This is a genomic window from Actinoplanes sp. NPDC051494, from assembly GCF_044454705.1.
GTDB lineage: Bacteria > Actinomycetota > Actinomycetes > Mycobacteriales > Micromonosporaceae > Actinoplanes.
This window is the reverse complement of record NZ_JBITDZ010000002.1, coordinates 1,107,645-1,125,296: the sequence shown is the minus strand read 5'-3', so window position 1 is coordinate 1,125,296 and position 17,652 is coordinate 1,107,645. Positions and strand designations below refer to the sequence as shown.

Annotated in this window: 17 protein-coding genes; 6 read left to right on the top strand and 11 right to left on the bottom strand. The window is 71.6% G+C overall.

Going from position 1 to position 17,652, the window contains the following annotated elements:
- Positions 1-1,626: 1,626 nt before the first annotated feature.
- Positions 1,627-1,800, top strand: a complete 174-nt coding sequence (locus tag ACIA6A_RS11845; RefSeq protein ID WP_396097475.1) for a hypothetical protein — start codon at positions 1,627-1,629, stop codon at positions 1,798-1,800.
- A 40-nt stretch (positions 1,801-1,840) separates the two neighbouring features.
- Positions 1,841-3,607 carry a biotin carboxylase N-terminal domain-containing protein gene (locus ACIA6A_RS11840; protein WP_396097474.1) on the top strand — a complete coding sequence of 589 codons (1,767 nt, stop codon included), beginning with the start codon at positions 1,841-1,843 and terminating at the stop codon, positions 3,605-3,607.
- A gap of 1 nt (position 3,608) precedes the next feature.
- Here ACIA6A_RS11840 and ACIA6A_RS11835 read toward each other — a convergent pair whose 3' ends face one another.
- From ACIA6A_RS11835 to ACIA6A_RS11825, 3 genes are read right to left on the bottom strand one after another with little or no spacing between them, the layout of a single operon-like run.
- A complete protein-coding gene (locus ACIA6A_RS11835; protein ID WP_396097473.1) occupies positions 3,609-4,481 on the bottom strand; it encodes a transglutaminase domain-containing protein in 873 nt (290 codons plus the stop codon).
- Complete coding sequence (locus ACIA6A_RS11830; protein ID WP_396097472.1) at positions 4,478-5,413, bottom strand: alpha-E domain-containing protein; 936 nt, start codon at positions 5,411-5,413, stop codon at positions 4,478-4,480. Before ACIA6A_RS11830 ends, ACIA6A_RS11835 begins: the two co-directional genes overlap by 4 nt.
- Positions 5,414-5,428: 15 nt before the next feature.
- Positions 5,429-6,988 carry a circularly permuted type 2 ATP-grasp protein gene (locus ACIA6A_RS11825; RefSeq protein ID WP_396097471.1) on the bottom strand — a complete coding sequence of 520 codons (1,560 nt, stop codon included), beginning with the start codon at positions 6,986-6,988 and terminating at the stop codon, positions 5,429-5,431.
- Between the two features lie 396 nt (positions 6,989-7,384).
- Here ACIA6A_RS11825 and ACIA6A_RS11820 point away from each other — a divergent pair, with 396 nt between their 5' ends.
- Positions 7,385-8,089: a DedA family protein gene (locus ACIA6A_RS11820; RefSeq protein WP_396097470.1), complete on the top strand. Its 705-nt coding sequence runs from the start codon at positions 7,385-7,387 to the stop codon at positions 8,087-8,089.
- Here ACIA6A_RS11820 and ACIA6A_RS11815 read toward each other — a convergent pair whose 3' ends face one another.
- A complete protein-coding gene (locus tag ACIA6A_RS11815; RefSeq protein WP_396097469.1) occupies positions 8,090-9,490 on the bottom strand; it encodes an NAD(P)H-quinone dehydrogenase in 1,401 nt (466 codons plus the stop codon).
- 103 nt (positions 9,491-9,593) lie between these two features.
- Between ACIA6A_RS11815 and ACIA6A_RS11810 the strand changes: the two genes are divergently transcribed.
- The gene (locus tag ACIA6A_RS11810; protein WP_396097468.1) at positions 9,594-10,055 is read left to right on the top strand and encodes a gamma-glutamylcyclotransferase; all 462 of its coding nucleotides are present in this window, start codon (positions 9,594-9,596) and stop codon (positions 10,053-10,055) included.
- Here ACIA6A_RS11810 and ACIA6A_RS11805 read toward each other — a convergent pair.
- Positions 10,014-11,210 carry an RNA polymerase sigma factor gene (locus ACIA6A_RS11805; RefSeq protein WP_396097650.1) on the bottom strand — a complete coding sequence of 399 codons (1,197 nt, stop codon included), beginning with the start codon at positions 11,208-11,210 and terminating at the stop codon, positions 10,014-10,016. The genes ACIA6A_RS11810 and ACIA6A_RS11805 overlap by 42 nt on opposite strands.
- On the bottom strand, positions 11,207-11,578 hold the full coding sequence (locus ACIA6A_RS11800) for a YciI family protein (protein WP_396097467.1): 372 nt from the start codon (positions 11,576-11,578) through the stop codon (positions 11,207-11,209). Before ACIA6A_RS11800 ends, ACIA6A_RS11805 begins: the two co-directional genes overlap by 4 nt.
- 99 nt (positions 11,579-11,677) lie before the next feature.
- On the opposite strand from ACIA6A_RS11800, the gene ACIA6A_RS11795 reads away from it, so the two are divergent.
- Positions 11,678-11,983, top strand: a complete 306-nt coding sequence (locus ACIA6A_RS11795; RefSeq protein ID WP_396097466.1) for a hypothetical protein — start codon at positions 11,678-11,680, stop codon at positions 11,981-11,983.
- Here the strand turns inward: ACIA6A_RS11795 and ACIA6A_RS11790 are convergent.
- From ACIA6A_RS11790 to ACIA6A_RS11775, 4 genes are read right to left on the bottom strand one after another with little or no spacing between them, the layout of a single operon-like run.
- Complete coding sequence (locus ACIA6A_RS11790; protein WP_396097465.1) at positions 11,956-12,918, bottom strand: GNAT family N-acetyltransferase; 963 nt, start codon at positions 12,916-12,918, stop codon at positions 11,956-11,958. The two genes, ACIA6A_RS11795 and ACIA6A_RS11790, sit on opposite strands and share 28 nt — an antisense overlap.
- A gap of 14 nt (positions 12,919-12,932) precedes the next feature.
- The gene (locus ACIA6A_RS11785) at positions 12,933-13,670 is read right to left on the bottom strand and encodes a hypothetical protein (protein WP_396097464.1); all 738 of its coding nucleotides are present in this window, start codon (positions 13,668-13,670) and stop codon (positions 12,933-12,935) included.
- A gap of 43 nt (positions 13,671-13,713) precedes the next feature.
- The gene (locus ACIA6A_RS11780; RefSeq protein WP_396097463.1) at positions 13,714-14,604 is read right to left on the bottom strand and encodes a hypothetical protein; all 891 of its coding nucleotides are present in this window, start codon (positions 14,602-14,604) and stop codon (positions 13,714-13,716) included.
- Positions 14,601-15,233, bottom strand: a complete 633-nt coding sequence (locus ACIA6A_RS11775; RefSeq protein ID WP_396097462.1) for an MBL fold metallo-hydrolase — start codon at positions 15,231-15,233, stop codon at positions 14,601-14,603. Before ACIA6A_RS11775 ends, ACIA6A_RS11780 begins: the two co-directional genes overlap by 4 nt.
- Before the next feature lie 109 nt (positions 15,234-15,342).
- Between ACIA6A_RS11775 and ACIA6A_RS11770 the strand changes: the two genes are divergently transcribed.
- Entirely contained in the window at positions 15,343-16,287 is a 945-nt protein-coding gene (locus tag ACIA6A_RS11770) for a DUF4349 domain-containing protein (protein WP_396097461.1), read from the top strand.
- Here the strand turns inward: ACIA6A_RS11770 and ACIA6A_RS11765 are convergent.
- Entirely contained in the window at positions 16,267-17,526 is a 1,260-nt protein-coding gene (locus tag ACIA6A_RS11765) for an amidohydrolase (protein WP_396097460.1), read from the bottom strand. The two genes, ACIA6A_RS11770 and ACIA6A_RS11765, sit on opposite strands and share 21 nt — an antisense overlap.
- Between the last annotated feature and the right edge of the window lie 126 nt (positions 17,527-17,652).

Below are 17,652 nucleotides of genomic sequence, written 5' to 3'. Positions count from 1 at the left end.
ACAGCGGACGACGAGCCGCAGGCCACCGCTCCGGCGATCGAGGCCGCGACGCCGGCAGTCGGAACCGCGGAGCCGGCGGTCGAAGTCGAGCTGGCGGTCGATGTCGAGGCGGCGCACACTGCGACCGCGCCGTCGACAACTGGGCCGGCGACAACTGGGCCGGCGACAACTGGGCCGGCGACAACTGGGCCGGCGGAAGCGACGCCGGCGGTGAAGACCGAGACCGCGACGCCGGAGATAGTGGCCGACACCACGGCGACGGAGGCAGCGGCCGAGTCCGTGGCCCCGGCTGTCGGGGCCGAGACCACGACACCGGCGGCGGAAACCGAGGCCGCAGCGCCATTGGCCGGGGCACCGGCGGTGAAGGCCGATGCCACGGCACCGGCGGGCGAGCCCGAGGCGACGACGCCGGCAACGGAGACCGCGACGCCGACGGCTGAGGCTGGGACGGCTGAGGCTGAGACGGCTGGGGACGCAACAAGCAAGACAGCTACGGCTGAGAGTGCGGCGCCGGCAGCGGAGACCGTGTCCGGTGGGGCTGAGAACGTGGCTGAAACCACGGTTCCGGCGGAGTCTGATTCGGCCGACGCCGAGGCTGGGGTCATGGAGGCTGCTGGGAAGGACGGCGACCCCGAACCGGCTGCGGACACCGTCATTGCTCCGGCCAAGGCTAAACGGGGCAAGAGCGGGGGGCAGCCGGAGAGTTCGCGTACCCGGGTTCTGCCGCTCCCTACCAATCGCACCCCGGCGACGGCGACGGCGAACGCTCCGATTTCCGGTGCTCCGATTTCCGGCGCTCCGGTTTCGGGGGCTCCGAACCGGCCGGCGTGGCAGCCGATGACGATGCGGCCTCCCACCGCTGGGCGGCGGGGTGTCACGATTTTTGGTGTCACGCTCACTCAGCGGCAGACCGCCATCGGTGCCGGCATCTTGATCGTGCTGGTGCTGCTGTTGATTCTGGTGGTTCCTCGGCTGTTCGGTGGCGATGACAAGGACCAGGCCACCGGAGCGAATCCGCCCGCGACCAGTGCCGCGAACCCGCCTCAGTCCGCGGGTGGCGCCGCTCCTCAGCAGAGTGTGCAGCCCTCGAAGGCGCCAGCAAGCAGCGCTCCGGCCAGCAGTGCCCCGGCCAGCAGCGCTCCGGCTTCCTCCTCCCCTGCCGCGGCTGGGGAGTTCAAGTTGCCCGCCGGGTGGAAGACGTACAACGGGAACGGGTTCTCCGTGCCGATCCCGAAGGGGTGGTCGGTTTCCGGTTCCAAGTCTGAGATGCAGTTCCGCGGGGACAACCGGTTGCTGCTGATCGCCCAGACCGACCAGCCGAAGCCTGACCTGCGGGCCGACTGGGAGGACCAGGAACGGACCCGGTCCAACGGGACTTACACGAATTATTCTCGGATCGCGATGGACGACGTCGACTACTTCAAGGAGTCGGTCGACTGGGAGTTCCTGTACACCACGCGCAGCGGCAACCCGCAGCATGCGGTGAAGCGCAACGTGCTGATCAGCGACAACAAGGCGTTCAGCATCAACTGGTATGTGACGCCGGAGGACTGGGACGCTTCGCAGGCCGTCCTGCAGAACATCTACAAGGGATTCAAGCCGCAGTAGACCGGGTACTGCCCGGGCATGATCCGCCGACATGACAGCAAGCCCGCGATGGTGTTGTGGCTGGTGGCCGTGGTCGCGCTCTTCGCGGCGGTGGCCGGGCCGGCCGTACTCGTGATCCTGACGGCCGGGGCCGCCGGGCTGATGCTGCAGCGCCGGTCGGCTCAGGGGACCCGCCGCAGCCGCAGCGCTTGAGCGCGGGCGATTGTCGGTCCCTGACGCTAGGCTCGAGGCCGTGCAGAAGGTATTGATCGCCAACCGCGGCGAGATCGCCGTCCGAGTCATCCGGGCCTGCAGGGATGCCGGCCTGGCCAGTGTCGCCGTCTACGCCGACAGCGACCGTGATGCCCCCTCTTCACGTCTCGCCGATGAGGCGTGGGCGCTCGGCGGGGAGACCGCGGCCGATACCTATCTGCGGATCGACAAGGTGCTGGACATCGCTGTGCGCAGCGGGGCCGACGCCGTGCACCCCGGATACGGGTTCCTGAGTGAGAACGCCGAGTTCGCTCAGGCCGTACTGGATGCGGGGTTGACGTGGATCGGTCCTTCGCCGCAGGCGATCCGGGATCTGGGTGACAAGGTCACCGCGCGGCACATCGCGCAGCGGGCCGGGGCTCCCCTGGTTCCCGGCACGGCCGAGCCCGCCGCGGACGCGCAGGAGATCGTGGCGTTCGCCGCGGAGCACGGGCTGCCGGTGGCGATCAAGGCCGCGTTCGGTGGGGGTGGCCGGGGGTTGAAGGTGGCCCGGACGCTGGAGGAGATTCCCGCGCTGTTCGAGTCGGCGACCCGGGAAGCCATCGCCGCGTTCGGCCGGGGTGAGTGCTTCGTGGAGCGTTATCTGGACCGGCCCCGGCACGTCGAGGCTCAGGTTCTCGCGGACACGCACGGCTCGGTGATCGTCGTCGGCACGCGGGACTGCTCGTTGCAGCGGCGGCACCAGAAGCTGGTCGAGGAGGCCCCGGCGCCTTTCCTCACCGTGGAGCAGCGGGAGCGGATCCACGCGAGCGCGAAGGCGATCTGCCGGGAGGCTGGTTATCACGGCGCCGGCACCGTGGAGTATCTCGTCGGGCCGGACGGCACCATCTCGTTCCTCGAGGTCAACACACGTCTGCAGGTCGAGCATCCGGTCAGTGAGGAAACCGCCGGGATCGATCTCGTACGCGAGCAGTTCCGGATCGCGGCCGGCGAGAAGCTGGCGTTCGACGAGGATCCGCAGCCGCGCGGGCATGCCATCGAGTTCCGGATCAACGGTGAGGACGCGGGCCGTAACTTCCTGCCGGCGCCGGGCACCGTCACGGCGCTGACCTGGCCGAGTGGTCCCGGTGTGCGGGTCGATGCGGGGGTCGAGCAGGGCAGTGTGATCGGCGGCAACTTCGATTCCATGCTCGCCAAGATCATCGTTTCGGGGGCGACCCGGGCGGAGGCGCTGGAACGGGCCCGGCGGGTGCTCGACGAGACGGTTATCGAGGGCATGGCGACCGTCTTGCCGTTCCACCGGCTGGTCGTGCGGGATCCGGCGTTCACCGCGGAGCCGTTCACCGTGCACACCCGGTGGATCGAGACCGAGTGGGCCGGCGGTGTCGAGCCGTTCGCCGCCGTCGCGACCCCGACGCCCGAGGTCACCGCCCGGGAGACCGTGGTCGTCGAGGTCGGCGGCAAACGTCTCGAGGTCAGCCTGCCGCAGACGATGTTCTCCGGCGCCCCGAGAGCAGGCGCCCAGAAAGCCGGCGCCGCGAAAAAGCCCCGCCGCACCGGCTCAGGTGCGGCGGCCGCGGCCACGGGTGGTGCCGCGGCGCTGGCCGCACCGATGCAGGGCACCATCGTCAAGGTGGCGGTCGCGGACGGCGACACCGTGGCCAAGGGTGACGTCGTGGTGGTGGTCGAGGCGATGAAGATGGAACAACCGCTGCTCGCGCACCGGGCGGGCACGGTCGCCGGCCTGTCCGTCGAGGCCGGTGCCACCGTCACCGCCGGTGCGACGATCTGCACCATCGAGGAGTGACTCAGCGGAGCCGGGTGATGGTCACCTCGACGTCCTGGCCGGTGGCGCCCGGTCCGGCGTACACGCCCTTCAGCGGGGGCACGTCGCCGTACTCACGGCCGCGCCCGACCACGACGTGGCGTTCGCCGACCGGGATGCCGTTGGTCGGGTCGTTCGCCGTCCAGCGGCCCACCCACCACTCGACCCAGGCGTGGCTCTGGCCGACGACGCTGTCACCGATCGCCGCGGTCGGCGACGGGTGCAGGTAGCCGGAGACATACCGGGCCGGCAGCCCCATCGCGCGCAGCAACCCCACGGTCAGGTGACTGATGTCCTGGCAGACACCTTTGCGCAGCTCCCAGGCGTGCCGGGCGTCGCTCTGCACACCGGTCGAGCCGGGCTGATAGGTCACCTCGCCGCGGACGAACTCACAGACCGCGAGCGCGGCGGCGTGCGGGGTGGCGTGCGCGGCACGGATGTCGGCGGCGATCGCGGTCAGTTCGGCGTTCATCCGGGTACGAGGTGAGCCCACCAGCAGTTCGTACCAGCGGTCGACGCTCTCGGGGCGGGCCAGGTCGTCCCAGGAAGCGCCCTCGCCGGTCTCGATGAGGTCGCCGGGCGGCAGCGTCTCGACCGTGGACGTGGCCGTGACGGTGAGGGCCTCGTGCTGGGCGTGCACGTCGAAGGCGGTGACGACGGTGCCCCAGTAGTCCTCGTACCGGTAGGTCCGCGCGGGTGGCCACACCTCGACCCGGGCGTCCAGGACGGCCTGGTGGGTCTCGTTGCGGGGCCACATCCGGGCCTCGTTGTACGACGACAGGACCGGCCCGGCGTAGTCGAAGCCGCTCTTGTGCTGGATCTTGAGCCGCCAGGAATCCACCAACGGAGAAGTCATGCTGCCCCCTTGACCCAGTTGATGGCTGTCGTCTGGCGGAAGTAGCGGCGCGAGACGGCGTCGTTGACCTGGGAACATGTTCGTTCCAGGCTGGACAGGACGGCGGACAGGTCGCCGATGATCTCGTCCGCGCCGCGGAATTCGAGGTTGGTACGGGCCCGGCCGACGATGCGCTGGGCGTCCGTCGCCACGCCGGCCCGGCCCGGGTCGGGTTCGAGGTCGGCGAGGCAGGACTCCGCGGTGGACAGCGCCGCGAAGACGGACCGGGGGAAGAGGCGGTCCAGGAGGAGGAACTCGGCGGCGTGCCGGTCGTCGAGCGAGCCCCGGTACGTCCTCAGGAACGTCTCCCACGCCCCGCTGGAACGCAGCAGCGTCATCCAGGACGGGATGCTGCCGCCCGCGCGTTCGTGGGTGCGCAGCAGCCGGGCGGTCATGTCGACGCGTTCGATGCTGCGGCCCAGGACCAGGAACAGCCAGCCCTCGTCACGGCTCATCGTGGCGTCGGTGAGGCCCGCCATGACCGCGCAGCGTTCCCGGACCCAGCGGAAGAACGCGTGCACGCCCTGCTGCTCGACCCGGCGGCGGGCGTTGGGCAGCCCGTGCCAGGTGGAGTTGAGGCATTCCCACATCTCCGACGACACCGTCTCGCGGGCGCCCCGGGCGTTCTCGCGGGCCGCGGACAGCGCGCCGACCACCGAGCCGGTGCTGCGCTCGTCGAGACCGAGCAGACCGATCACCCGGGCGGAGGTGAACTGTTCCTCCGCCATGGACTGGCCCATGACCGCGAGCAGCGACCGGCAGGCCTGGTCCTCGTCGGTCCAGGGGTCGGCGAGAATGCGCTGCAGGTGGACGTCGAGGATCCGGGCGGTGTCCTCGGCCCGTTCGACATAGCGGCCGATCCAGTAGAGCGACTCGGCGATCCGGCTGAGCAAAGCGGGCCCCTCCTCTTACTGCTGCTGTTGTTGCTGCTGGGACTCGCCGGCGCCGGCGGCCGGGCCGGGTTCCGGGGTCGCCGCCGGGGGCAGCGGCGCCGCGTCGGCCGGCAGGTGCGGCACCTCGAACGGGGTGGTGTCGTCGTCGTCGGCCAGCACCCAGGTGTCCTTGGAGCCGCCGCCCTGGCTGGAGTTGACGACCAGGGCGCCCTCGGGCAGCGCGACCCGGGTCAGGCCACCGGGCAGCACCCAGATCTTGTCGCCGTCGTTGACCGCGAACGGGCGCAGGTCGACGTGCCGGCCGCGGAGCCGGTTGCCGATCAGTGTGGGCACCATCGACAGTTTCACCTCGCGCTGGGCGATCCAGCCCCGCGGGTCGGCGCTGATCGTCTCGCGGACCGTGGCGAGCTCCTCGTCGGTGGCCTGCGAGCCGATCGTGATGCCCGCGCCGCCGGCCCCGTCGACCGGCTTGATGACCAGCTCGTCGAGGCGCGGCAGCACGTGCTCGAGCACGCCCGGCTCGTCCAGCCGGTACGTGTCGACGTTCGGCAGCACCGGCTCCTCGTTCAGGTAGTAGCGGATGAGGTCCGGCACGTACGTGTAGAGCAGTTTGTCGTCGGCGACGCCGTTGCCGACCGCGTTGGCGATGGTGACCCGGCCGGCCCGGGCCGCGTTGAGCAGCCCGGCGACGCCGATCACCGAGTCGGCCCGGAAGTGCACCGGGTCGAGGAAGTCGTCGTCGATGCGGCGGTAGATGACGTCCACGCGCTGCTCGCCGGCGGTGGTCCGCATGGCCACGTCGTTGCCGACGCAGACCAGGTCACGGCCCTCGACCAGCTCGACGCCCATCTCCCGGGCCAGCAGCGAGTGCTCGAAGTACGCCGAGTTGAAGACGCCGGGGCTGAGCACCACCACGGTCGGCTCGCTGACCCCGACCGGCGCGGCGGCGCGCAGGGCCCGCAGCAGCATCGCCGGGTACGACTCGACCGGCAGGATCCGGGTCGCCGAGAACACCTCGGGGAGCACCTGGGCCATGGCCCGGCGGTTCTCCATCACGTAGCTGACCCCGGACGGGATCCGGACGTTGTCCTCCAGCACCCGGAACGTGCCCTGCTCGTCACGGATCAGGTCGACGCCGGCCACGTGGATGCGTACCCCGTTGGGCGGGTTGATCCCGGCGGCCGCGCGCAGGAAGTGGGCGCTGGTCGCGATGATCCGTCGCGGCACCACGCCGTCGGCCAGCACCTGGCCCGCGCCGTACACGTCGGCCAGGAAAGCTTCCAGGGCGCGGATCCGCTGGGCGACGCCCAGCTCGACCGAGCGCCACTCGGCGGCCGCGATGATCCGCGGCACGATGTCCAGCGGGAACGGCCGCTCGACCCCCTTGAGCGCGAACGTGATGCCCTGGTTGAGGAAGGCACGGGCCAGCACCTCGGCACGGATGCCCAGCTCACCGCTCGACAGCGGCTGCAGCGTGGCATGCAGCGCCGCGTAGCTCTCCCGGGGCAGGCCGTGCTCCGCGAACATCTCGTCCCAGCCGGGGCCGAGGCGGTACTCCTCAAAAAGATCCGCCATGGCCTGACCCTAGGGGTGGCGCATTGCGCACGGGTAACAGAAGTGGCCTCTGGGGCGGGCCGCCGGTACGGGACCTACCGACGGCCCGGGCGCAACACATCCGCCGGACAGGCCGGACCGGCGCCGCTGACCCAGAACACCGGGAACGGGGGACTCGGTGTTCCGGGACTGCTACCAAGGTACGCGCGAGAGTGCCGCACCAGAAGCACGGCGAAGGGTTCACGCGAGTCTTGGGGCACACGGAGCGTGAGTAGGACGTACCGTGTCGGGCATCACCGTCAGCGAGGGCGTGGTGAGGCGCATGCTGGACTCAGCCAATTCTCAGGTGCGCTCGCGAACAATCCCAGGGAACCTGGATCCCGTCCCATACCCAAGAGCTGTCAGGTGGCCGACCCGATGACCGAACTGTTGACCGTCATGGCAACACCGGCATGGGCGTACCTTGCCGTCTTCGGCTTCCTCGCGGTCGACGCCATGATACCGGTCGTCCCGATCCAGGCCATCATGATCACATCGGGCGCGCTCACCGTCTACGGCAATCTCAACCTCCCGCTGGTGATAACGGTCGGCGCGCTCGGCATGTTCACCGGCGACTGCATCGCGTACGTGCTGGGACGCACCGCGGGCCAGGCCGGCGGCCACTGGTTCAGTGACCGGATGACCGCGCTGCGCCGCCGTTTCGTGAGCAAACCGGACGGCCCCGCCGCGGTCAAGGAGCGCTCCAAGACCAAGAAGGCCGCCGAGCGATTCACCCGTGGCCTGCGCAAACCCGGCCCGCTGGTGCTGCTGCTGTGCCGCTTCGTCCCCGGGGGCCGGATGGCGGGCGGCTACCACGCCGGGCGCAGCGGATACCCGATCAAACTCTTCATCCTGTACGACGGGGGCGCCGCGCTCGCCTGGGCGAGCTACGGCGGCCTGGTCGGTCACGTCGGGGGCACCGCGATCACCCAGTCGGCCTGGCGCCTGTTCGCCATCGCGGCCACCGCGGCGATCATCTTCGGTACGGCCGGCTGGATCCTCGCCCTGTTCGGCGGCCGCAAGAACACCGAGGAGAGCGCCGAGGAAGTCCCCGACGCCCCTCCGGTGCCCAGACGGACCTGATCACTGCACGTCGTGCTGCATCAGCTGCCGGGCGGCCTCGGCGATGGAGCCGGACAGCGACGGGTAGATCGTGATCGTGTGGGCCAGCTGGTCCACGGTCAGGTTGTTCTCGATCGCCATCGTGATCGGCAGGATCAGCTCGCTCGCCTTCGGCGCCACCACCACGCCGCCGACGATCTGGCCGGTGGCCGGGCGGCAGAACAGCTTGACGAAACCGTCGCGCAGCCCGGCCATCTTGGCCCGGGCGTTGCCGGTCAGCGGCAGCATCACCTGACGCGCCGGCACCTTGCCCTGGTCGACGTCGTTCTGGGAGACCCCGACGGTGGCCAGTTCCGGGTCGGTGAACACGTTCGCCGACACCGTGCGCAGGCGCAGCGGCGCGACCGCCTCGCCCATCGCGTGCCAGACCGCGATCCGGCCCTGCATCGCCGCGACGCTGGCCAGCGGCAGCACGCCGGTGCAGTCGCCGGCCGCGTACACGCCGGGCACGTTGGTCCGCGACACCCGGTCGACCGTGATGTAGCCGCCCGGGGCGACATCCACGCCGTACTCCCGCAGGCCCAGACCGGCCGTGTTGGGGACCGCGCCGACCGCCATCAGGGCGTGCGAGCCGGTCACCACCCGGCCGTCGGCCAGCGTCACCACGACCTCGGAGCCGGTGTTCACCACGGTCTCGGCGCGGGACTGGTTGAGGATCGTCATGCCCCGGTCGCGGAACACCCGCTCGATGGCCATGGCGGCGTCGGCGTCCTCGTGCGGCATGACCCGCTCACGGCTGGAGACCAGCGTCACCTCCACACCCATCGCGAGGTACGCGCTGGCGAACTCCGCGCCGGTCACGCCGGAGCCGATGACGATGAGGTGTTCGGGCAGCTCGGCGAGGTCGTACACCTGGCGCCAGTCGAGGATGCGCTCGCCGTCCGGGACCGCGGTGGCCAGCACCCGCGGGGTGGCGCCGGTGGCCAGCAGCACGGTGTCGGCGTCGAGTTCGTACATGTCGCCGCCGTGCGGGGTGATCAGCACGCGGTGGGTGTGGCCGAGGGTGTCCTCGCCGAGCATCGCGTGGCCGTGCACCACGTTCACGCCCGACTTGACGAGCTTGGCCTGGATGTCGGCCGACTGGGCCAGGGCGAGGCTCTTGACCCGCTCGTTGACCGCCTTTGCGTCGATCGTCACCGCGTCGAGCCCGGCCGACCGGATCCCGAAACGCTCGTTGTGCCGGTATCCGGTGACCACCTCCGAGCTGGCGATGAACGTCTTCGACGGCACGCAGTCGAACAGCACGCACGCGCCGCCGGGGCCGTCGGCCTCGACGAGGGTCACGTCCGCGTCGAGTTGCGCGGCGACGAGGGCCGCCTCGTACCCACCCGGCCCACCGCCGATGATCACGATCCGGCTCACGAGTTCAAACCTCCACTGCTAGTTCGCTCTTTGCGGCCGGAACAATGCCGACACGCTCACTCCGTATTCTCCCTCACCGCTTCAGCGGGCTATCGTCATCGCCGTGGGTCATTACGCGGCGTACGGCTCGAACCTGGATCCCGCCCGAATGCGTGCTTATTGTCCGCATTCACCGATGGTAGGCGTGGGCTGGGTGGAAGGCTGGCGCCTGACATTCGCCGGCGAGAGCGACATGGGCCGGGAGGGCGCGGTCACCACGATCGTGGAGTCCCCCGGTGACCGGGTCTTCGTCTCGCTCTACGACGTCCACCCCTGGGACGCCGCTCAGCTCGACGAGGTCGAGGGCGTGACCGCGGGGGCGTACCAGAAGGTCACCGTGCGGGTGTCGACCCTGGAAGGCGATCTGAGCGCCTGGGTCTACGTATTCCACGGCTACGAGGGCGGCATGCCGACGGCGTGGTATCTCTCCGAGATCGCCAACGCGGCCGAGAAGGCCGGCGCCCCGGACGACTACGTCCACGGCCTACGCTCCCGGCCCACCCACACCGCCGCGCCCGAGGTCTGACGCCCGGTCGCGCAGGTACAGCTTCTCCGGCACGCTGAGCGTCCGCTCGGCCGCCGCGCTGTACTGCGCCCGGGCCGCGTCCGCCCGGCCGGCCATCTCGAGCAGGTGGGCGCGTACGGCGGTGACCCGATGGTGCTCGTCCGGCGCCGGGTCGCCGAGCTCGGCCAGACCGGCCCCCGGTCCCTCGACCATCGCCAGCGCGACGGTCCGGTTCAGCGTCACCATCGGGCCCGGGGTCAGCGCGGCTAGCAGGTCGTACAGGCGCAGGATCTGTGGCCAGTCGGTGTCCGCGGCGGCCGGCGCCTCGGCGTGCAGTGCCGCGATCGCGGCCTGGACCTGGTAGGGACCGATCACCGCGGTCGCCAGGGTGGCGGTGATCAGCTCCACGCCCTCGGCGATCAAGGCCCGGTCCCATCGGCTCCGGTCCTGCTCGGCCAGGGGTACGAGCCCCCCGTCCGGCCGGGTCCGAGCGGGCCGGCGGGCATCGGTGAGCAGCATCAGCGCGAGCAGCCCGGCGACCTCCCCCTCGACCGGCAGCTGACGGGTCAGGCGGATCGCCTCGGTGGAGAGTTCGACGCGGTGCAGGGCCGGCCCGGAACTCGCCGTGTACCCCTCGTTGAAGATCAGGTAGAGCACGCCGAGCACCTCGTCCAGCCGGCCGGCCGTGGTGAACCGGGCCCCGGCCGCCCGGATCCGCTGCTTGGCCCGGCTGATCCGCTGGCCGACCGTCGGCTCCGGCACCAGCAACGCCCGGGCGATCTCGGCCGTGCTGAGCCCGCCGACCGCCCGCAGCGTCAGCGCGACCTGCGACGACGGGCTCAGGGCCGGATGGCAGCAGAGGAAGAGCAGGCTCAGCGAGTCGTCCACCGACGGGACCGGGCCCGGCTCCGGGAGTGCCGTGGCCACCGTCTCCTCCCGCCGGCGCCGCGCGGTCTCGCTGCGCAGGTCCTCGACCCGCCGGCGGGCGGCCACCGTGATCAGCCAGGCCTTCGGATCGGCCGGCACACCCTCGGCCGGCCATTGTCGCGCCGCGGCGAGCAGCGCCTCCTGGACCGCGTCCTCGCACCGGTCGAAGTCGCCGTAGCGGCGCACCACCGCGCCCAGGACCTGCGGCACCGCCGCGCGCAGCGTCTGCTCGAACCCCGGGACGCTCAGAAGTCCCACCCGCTCATGTCCAGCACCGGGCGCACCTCCACCCCGATGGTGGCCGCGTCCGGCACCTTGGCGGCCCAGGCGAACGCCTCCTGCGCCGAGTCCACGTCGATCAGGTAGAACCCGGCCAGGTGCTCCTTGGCCTCGGCGAACGGGCCGTCCGACACGATCGTCTCACCGTCGCGGACGAACACCCGGCTCGCCAGCGCCGGATCGGCCAGCCCCTCGCTCGCGGCGAGCACCCCGGCCTCCGCCATCTCCGCGCTCAGCGCCCGGTGCCCCTTGCCGAAGTCGAGGCGCTGCTGCCGGCTCAGCGTCTCCCAGACCGCGAGCGACTTCTCGTTCGACTGGATGAGGATCAGGTATTTCATCGGTTTCTCCTCGGCTCGGGGCGGAATCTTCACGGGGTACGTCGAAACCGCGCGACCGGCTTCGACGTACCCACGGAAAGCAACCGGGAGGAGCCCGAGATGGACGTGCAGGAGATCCGCGAGGTCATCGAGAGCCGGGCCGCCGCAATGGCGACCGGGCAGGCCAAGGACATTCTGCGGTATTACGCGGACGAGGCGGTGCAGTTCACGCTCGCCCCACCGCTGCGGCAGCCGGCGAGCGTCCAGGACCCGGAGCCGCTCGAGCACTGGATGGCCACGTTCGAGCGGGCGCCGAGCCGGGAGGTGACCGCGCTCGAGATCACCGCCGGGCCGGACGTGGCGTTCGCGACCAGCATCGTTACGGGCCTCGATCGACCTCACGCCGTGAGCAGCTGCTTGCGGTAGACGTTCGCCTCGAACTTGGGGGTCATACCGACGGACAGATAGAGCCGGGCGGCCCGGGTGGGGTTCGCCATGTCAACGCCCAACCCCACCTCGGTGCGGCCCTTTCCGGCATAGGTCGCGAACGCCCGGCGCAGCAGAGCTTCACCCACACCCCTTCGCCGGTACGCCGGGAGCACTCCCAGCAGCCGCACCCAGCCGATACCGTTGGCGGCACCGAAATCGGAGGATTCCAGCGCACCGGCCCATTCGCCGTCGACGAGGGCCACGAACCACTCGTCGTACGAGACGTGCGCCTCGCCGGCCAGGCGTTCGAGCCACGCCTCGTAGCCCCGGGGCTGGTGGGTGGTGTCCCGGAACGCCTCGAGGACGGTCGCGTGGAAGCGGCGCATCTCGGCCACGTCGTCCGGTCGCACGGTGCGCAGGGTGACGCCCGCGGGCGGTTCCGGCGGGGTGGCCGGCACACCGTCGAGGGACATGGTCATGCGGGCGTGCTGCTTGAAGAACGTGAACCCGTCCTCCGCGAGGATGTCGATCCAGGCCTTCTCGGCCGGGATCGCGGCGGCCTGCACGGCGTACGCGGGCTGCCCGAACTCGGCGGCCCGTTCCAGCGCGCGGGCCTGCAGCACCTCGAGCAGCGGCCGCATCGCCGGCTCCCCCCGCCCGGGCAGGACGAAGACCTCGAGGCGGTCGTGGTCACCGCGGTCGAGGTTGCTGAGGAACCCCCAGCCGGTGATCGCCCCGGCCGGGTCCAGCGTCAGCCAGCAATCCCGGGCCAGGTCGGTGCCCGGCGTGGTCAGGGTCTCGCGGATCTCCTCGGCGGTGAAGTCCGACTCGCCCATGGCGGCGATGTCGCTGGCCCGGGCCAGCGCGAGGAGCTCGGGAAGGTCGTCGAGTGTGGGGCGGCGGGTCGTCCACCCGTCCGGGAGCGCGGTCACCGGACCAGGGTGCCTCATCGGCTGAAACGGTGCGACAGACTTTCCAGCAGCCCGATCAGCTCGATGCGCTCGGTGCGGTTGAGCGCCGCGTAGGCCTGCCCGGCGAGCGAGTCGGCGATGGATTCCGCCCACATGAGACGCCGCACGATCGGCCCGGCCGGCGGGTACGGCGGCTGCCAGCCGAACGCGACCGCCCCGGTCTCGCCCTCGGGGCCGGCGATGATGGCCTGCAGCGGGGTGAGGCCGCTGGCCCGGACCGCGACGACGTGCACGCCGAGGCGGTGTTCCTGCAGCAGGTGCAGCATGACCGCGGCCTGCGCACCGGGATCGGCGTCGGCGACCGGCATGGCCCGCCACGCGACGAACAGCGGCAGCGCGGCGCCGTCCACGGCGGACACCACCCGCTTGGACAGCTCCAGCAGACGGCTGAGCCGGGGGAAGCCGCCGAGCTCGTCGACGCCCCAGCGGCACAGCTCGCGCAGGTGCCACGTGGCCACCTCGAGCGGCGGGGTGGTCTTGGCCGCGGCCTCCCAGCCGTCGGTCACCGCCTCCGGGGCGATGAAGCCGATGGTCGCCGCCACCGTCTCGGGGCGGACGTCGCCGAGCGCCCCGGCCCGCGCGGACACGTGGTAGGCCCACCCGGACAGCCCCAGCACGCGGGCGCGGCGCAGCGTCTGTGGGGACTCGGCGAACGCCCCGACGAGGGACGCGAGTCCCGGCCGGGCGTTGGCGGCCGCCTGTTCGGGAGTCACCGCCCGATTCTGCTCTCCCCGGACGGATCTGGAAAACCGCCGACTAGCTCGGCTCCCCGGCGTCAAGGTCCTCGATGGCCGCCTCCACGTCGCCCACGTGCCGCCGGGCCGCCGACGCGTCGCGTTCGGCGGTGCGTCGATCCAGCTTGCGCCGTGACACCTCGGCCTGCGCCAAGATCCGCTGCCGTTCCAGCTCGGCGAGCCGCTCCTCGATCTCATCGATGGAGTGTCCTGCGTCACGTTCGGCGCTCTCCGCCCGTTCCAGCGCCTTTCGCGTTTTCTCCTCGGCGCGGTGGGCCGTGGCCAGTTCCCGTTCGAGTTCGCGCCGGCGCGCCGCCCGTTCCTTCTCCTGCGCCCGCTGCCGGCGCGACTCGGCCGGCGAAGCCGGAACCTCGGCGTCGGCGGCCGGCTCGGCCGAGGTGACCAGACGCAGGCGGGGGCGCGGCACCTCACCGAAACCGGCGTACGTCGTGGCCTTCACCAGGCGCCCGGAGCGGACCTGCTCGGCGACCTCCGGCTCGGCCATCGCCGCGGTGAGCGTGGACTCCACCTCGGCCATCGGCAGCTTCACCCGCCGCAACGCCGGATCCTCCTCGACCGCCAACCGCTGGGCGGCGGCGACCAGCGCGGACACCACCTGCCGCCGCTGGGTGGACAGCTCGCGCAACTGGTCGCCCCGGAGCCCGCGCTGGGCCTCCCGCAGCGCGGTGGAGAGCTCGACCAGGTCGTCGATCAGCTCCGGGCGGCGCAACGCCAGCAGGTTGACCAGCCAGGCCGCCACCGTCGGTTTGCGCAGCGCGGCGAGGCGCTTGGCGGTGTCCGGGTCGCCGGCCTGCTTCGCGGCGGCCACCGCGGCGGTGCGGCCCGCGACGAAGCCGTCCGGCGGGGATTCGTACAACCGCCGGATCAGCTCGTCGGTGCCGTCCGCCGTCACGCGATGGTGGTGCCGGGGGCGACCTGCGCGTACGTCGTCCCGCCGAGCCGCTCCAGGTGACCGTTCGAGACGCCGGCCCCGGTCTCGGTCAGCAGCGCGTCGTGCAGCGCGAACGCCCGGCCGGGCTTGACCTCCCGGACGAAGCCGATCGCCTCGCTGAGCTTCATCCACGGCGCGTTCAACGGCACGAACAGCGTCTCCACCGCCTCGTCGGGCACGGTGAACGAGTCGCCGGGCGTGTAGATGTTGGTGCTGCCGTCCGAGATCAGGAAGCCCAGGTTCGCCACCCGCGGGATGTCCGGGTGGATGATCGCGTGCTCCCCGCCGTACGCGCGCACGGTGTAACCCGCGGCCTCGAACACGGTGCCGGGCTCCACGGCCGTGACCACGTCGCTGAACGCCGTGAGTTTGTCGAGCACGTCCGGGTGGGCGTACACGCGCAGACCGGGTCGCTGGGCGACGGCGTCGGCGAGCGCGTCCGGGTCCAGGTGGTCGAAGTGCTCATGGGTGATCAGCACCGCGTCGGCACCGGCCAGCGCCGCCCGCTCGCTGAACGCGCCCGGGTCGGCGACCAGCACCCCGGCGCCCTCGACCCGCAGACAGGAATGGGTGTACTTGGTGACGCGCACGTGTGTCCTCCGACTCCGAATCGTGACCGCTTCCCGCAAAGTCTGCCGGAACCGGGACCGGTCCGCCGCACGTCCCAGCGGGCAGACCGAACGGGGATACGGAGGAACCATGCGGGGATCGAGACTTCGGACGACGAGATGGTGGGTCGCGGCGGGCCTGGTGGCGGGGCTGACGCTGGCGGGCTGCAGCGCGGACAACTCGGACATGGCCAGCACCTCGGGCGCGGCGCCGGCCCTGGCCCCGGCCGAGGAGCCCGCCGGGGGCGAACCCGCGGCGGAGGACGCCGATCAGCCGGCGGCGGGCGCCGCGACCAGCACCGAGAAGAAGGAAGCACCCAACCTCGCGGTCGACCAGCGCTCAATCGTCTACACCGGGTCGATCACCGTACGGGTCGACGACGTCAACACCGCCGCCGCCCGGGTGACCGCCATCGTGGCCGGGGCGGGCGGCTTCATCGGCGGCGACAAGCGCAGCAGCAGCGGCGACAAGGGCCCGTCCGACGCCACGCTCACGCTGCGGGTCCCGGCCGACCGGTTCTCGAACGTGGTGGACCAGCTCGCCGGCCTCGGCAAGGAGGAACAGCGCGGGCTCAGCACCGACGACGTCACCGAGGAGACCGTCGACCTGGACGCCCGGATCGCCACCCAGCAGGCCCGGGTGACCAGCGGCCGGGCACTGCTGGCCAAGGCGACCACGCTGGAGAACCTGGTGATGCTCGAGCGCGAGGTCGCCACCCGGGAGTCCGACCTGGCGTCGCTGCAGGCCAAGAAGCGGCGGCTGGCCGACCTCACCTCGCTGTCGACGATCACCGCGGTGCTGATCAAGCCCCGGGAGGTGAATAGCACGGTCGAGGACGACGCCCCGGCCGACTCGAAGTTCGTGGCCGGTCTGAAGGACGGCTGGGACGGCCTGACCACCACGCTCGGCGTGGTCGCCACCGTGCTCGGCTGGCTGCTCCCGTGGCTGGTGCTGGCCGGCGTACCCGTGGCGATCTGGTGGACCCGCCGGCGCCGCCGGCGAGCCGCGACGGTGCTAGAAGGCGCCGGTGACTAGCGCGGCCAGCGCGGTGTGCACCATGACCCGGACGCCGTAGCCGATACAACGCTCGTCCACGTCGAAGTTGGCCTGGTGCAGGTCGTAGCGGACCTCGGAGCCGGGCGTGCCGGTCCCCAACCGGATCATCGCGCCCGGTACGTGCTCGAGGTAGAACGCGAAGTCCTCGCCGCCCATGCTGATCTCGGCCTCGACCACCCGGTCGGCGCCGAGAGCGGCACCGGCCGCGCCCGCGATCACCGCCGACGCCATCCGGTCGTTGATCACCGGCGGGACGCCCCGGGTGTAGGTGACCTCGGCCTCGGCCCCGGTCGCCGCCACCACGTCCCGGATCAGCCGGGTGACCAGCTCGGGGGCCTCGCGCCAGGCGTCCCGGTTGAGGATGCGGACCGTGCCGCGTACCTCGCCCTCGCCGGGGATCGCGTTGAACGCGTTGCCGGCGTGCACCGCGCCCCAGACCATCGAGACGCCGGCCCGGGGGTCGACCCGGCGGTCCAGCAGCGCCGGCACGTCCACGATCACCCGGCCGAGCGCGTGCACCAGGTCGGCGGTGAGGTGCGGGCGGGCGGTGTGCCCACCCGCTCCGGTGAGCCGGACCTTCACGGTGTCGGCGGCCGCGGTGAACGGGCCGGAGCGGACCCCGACCAGGCCGGCCGGCAGCTGCGGGTAACAGTGCAGAGCGTAGATCGCCGCGACGTCCTTGAGCGCGCCCGCCTCGATCACGCCGGGCGCACCGGACGGCACCGCCTCCTCGGCGGGCTGGAAGACCAGGCGGACCCGGCCGGGCAGCTCACCGAGCTCGTTGAGCTGGGCCAGCGCGAGCCCGAGGCCGAGCAGCACGGTGGTGTGCACGTCGTGGCCGCAGGCGTGGGCGACCTTGTCGACGGTCGAGCGGTACGGCACGTCCTTGGTGTCCTGCAGCGGCAGCGCGTCCAGGTCGGCGCGGAACGCGATCACCCGGTCGCCCTCGCCGATGTCGCAGATCAGGCCGTTGCCCTTGGGCAGCAGTTGCGGGGTCAGGCCGACGACGGCCAGCTCCCGGGCGATCAGCGCGGCGGTCTCGAACTCCGAGTACGACGGCTCCGGGTGCGAGTGGATGTGCCGGCGGATCGCCACCAGTTCGGGACCGTGCGCGCTCAGCCAGCGGTCGAGCTGGCCGGGCAGGGGTTCGGCACCGGGGGGCGGGCCCGGGAACGGAGCCGTCTTGGCGCCGTCCGACGCCGTCACTGCACTCGTCACTTTCGGTATCGCTCTCGTCGTCAGGTTCCGGTTCTCTCGTAACCGCTATCCGCACCGCATTCCGCAACCGCGACAGCCTAGACCGCCTGATGGCGCAGATCGTTACGAATACCCGTCCAACGCCGA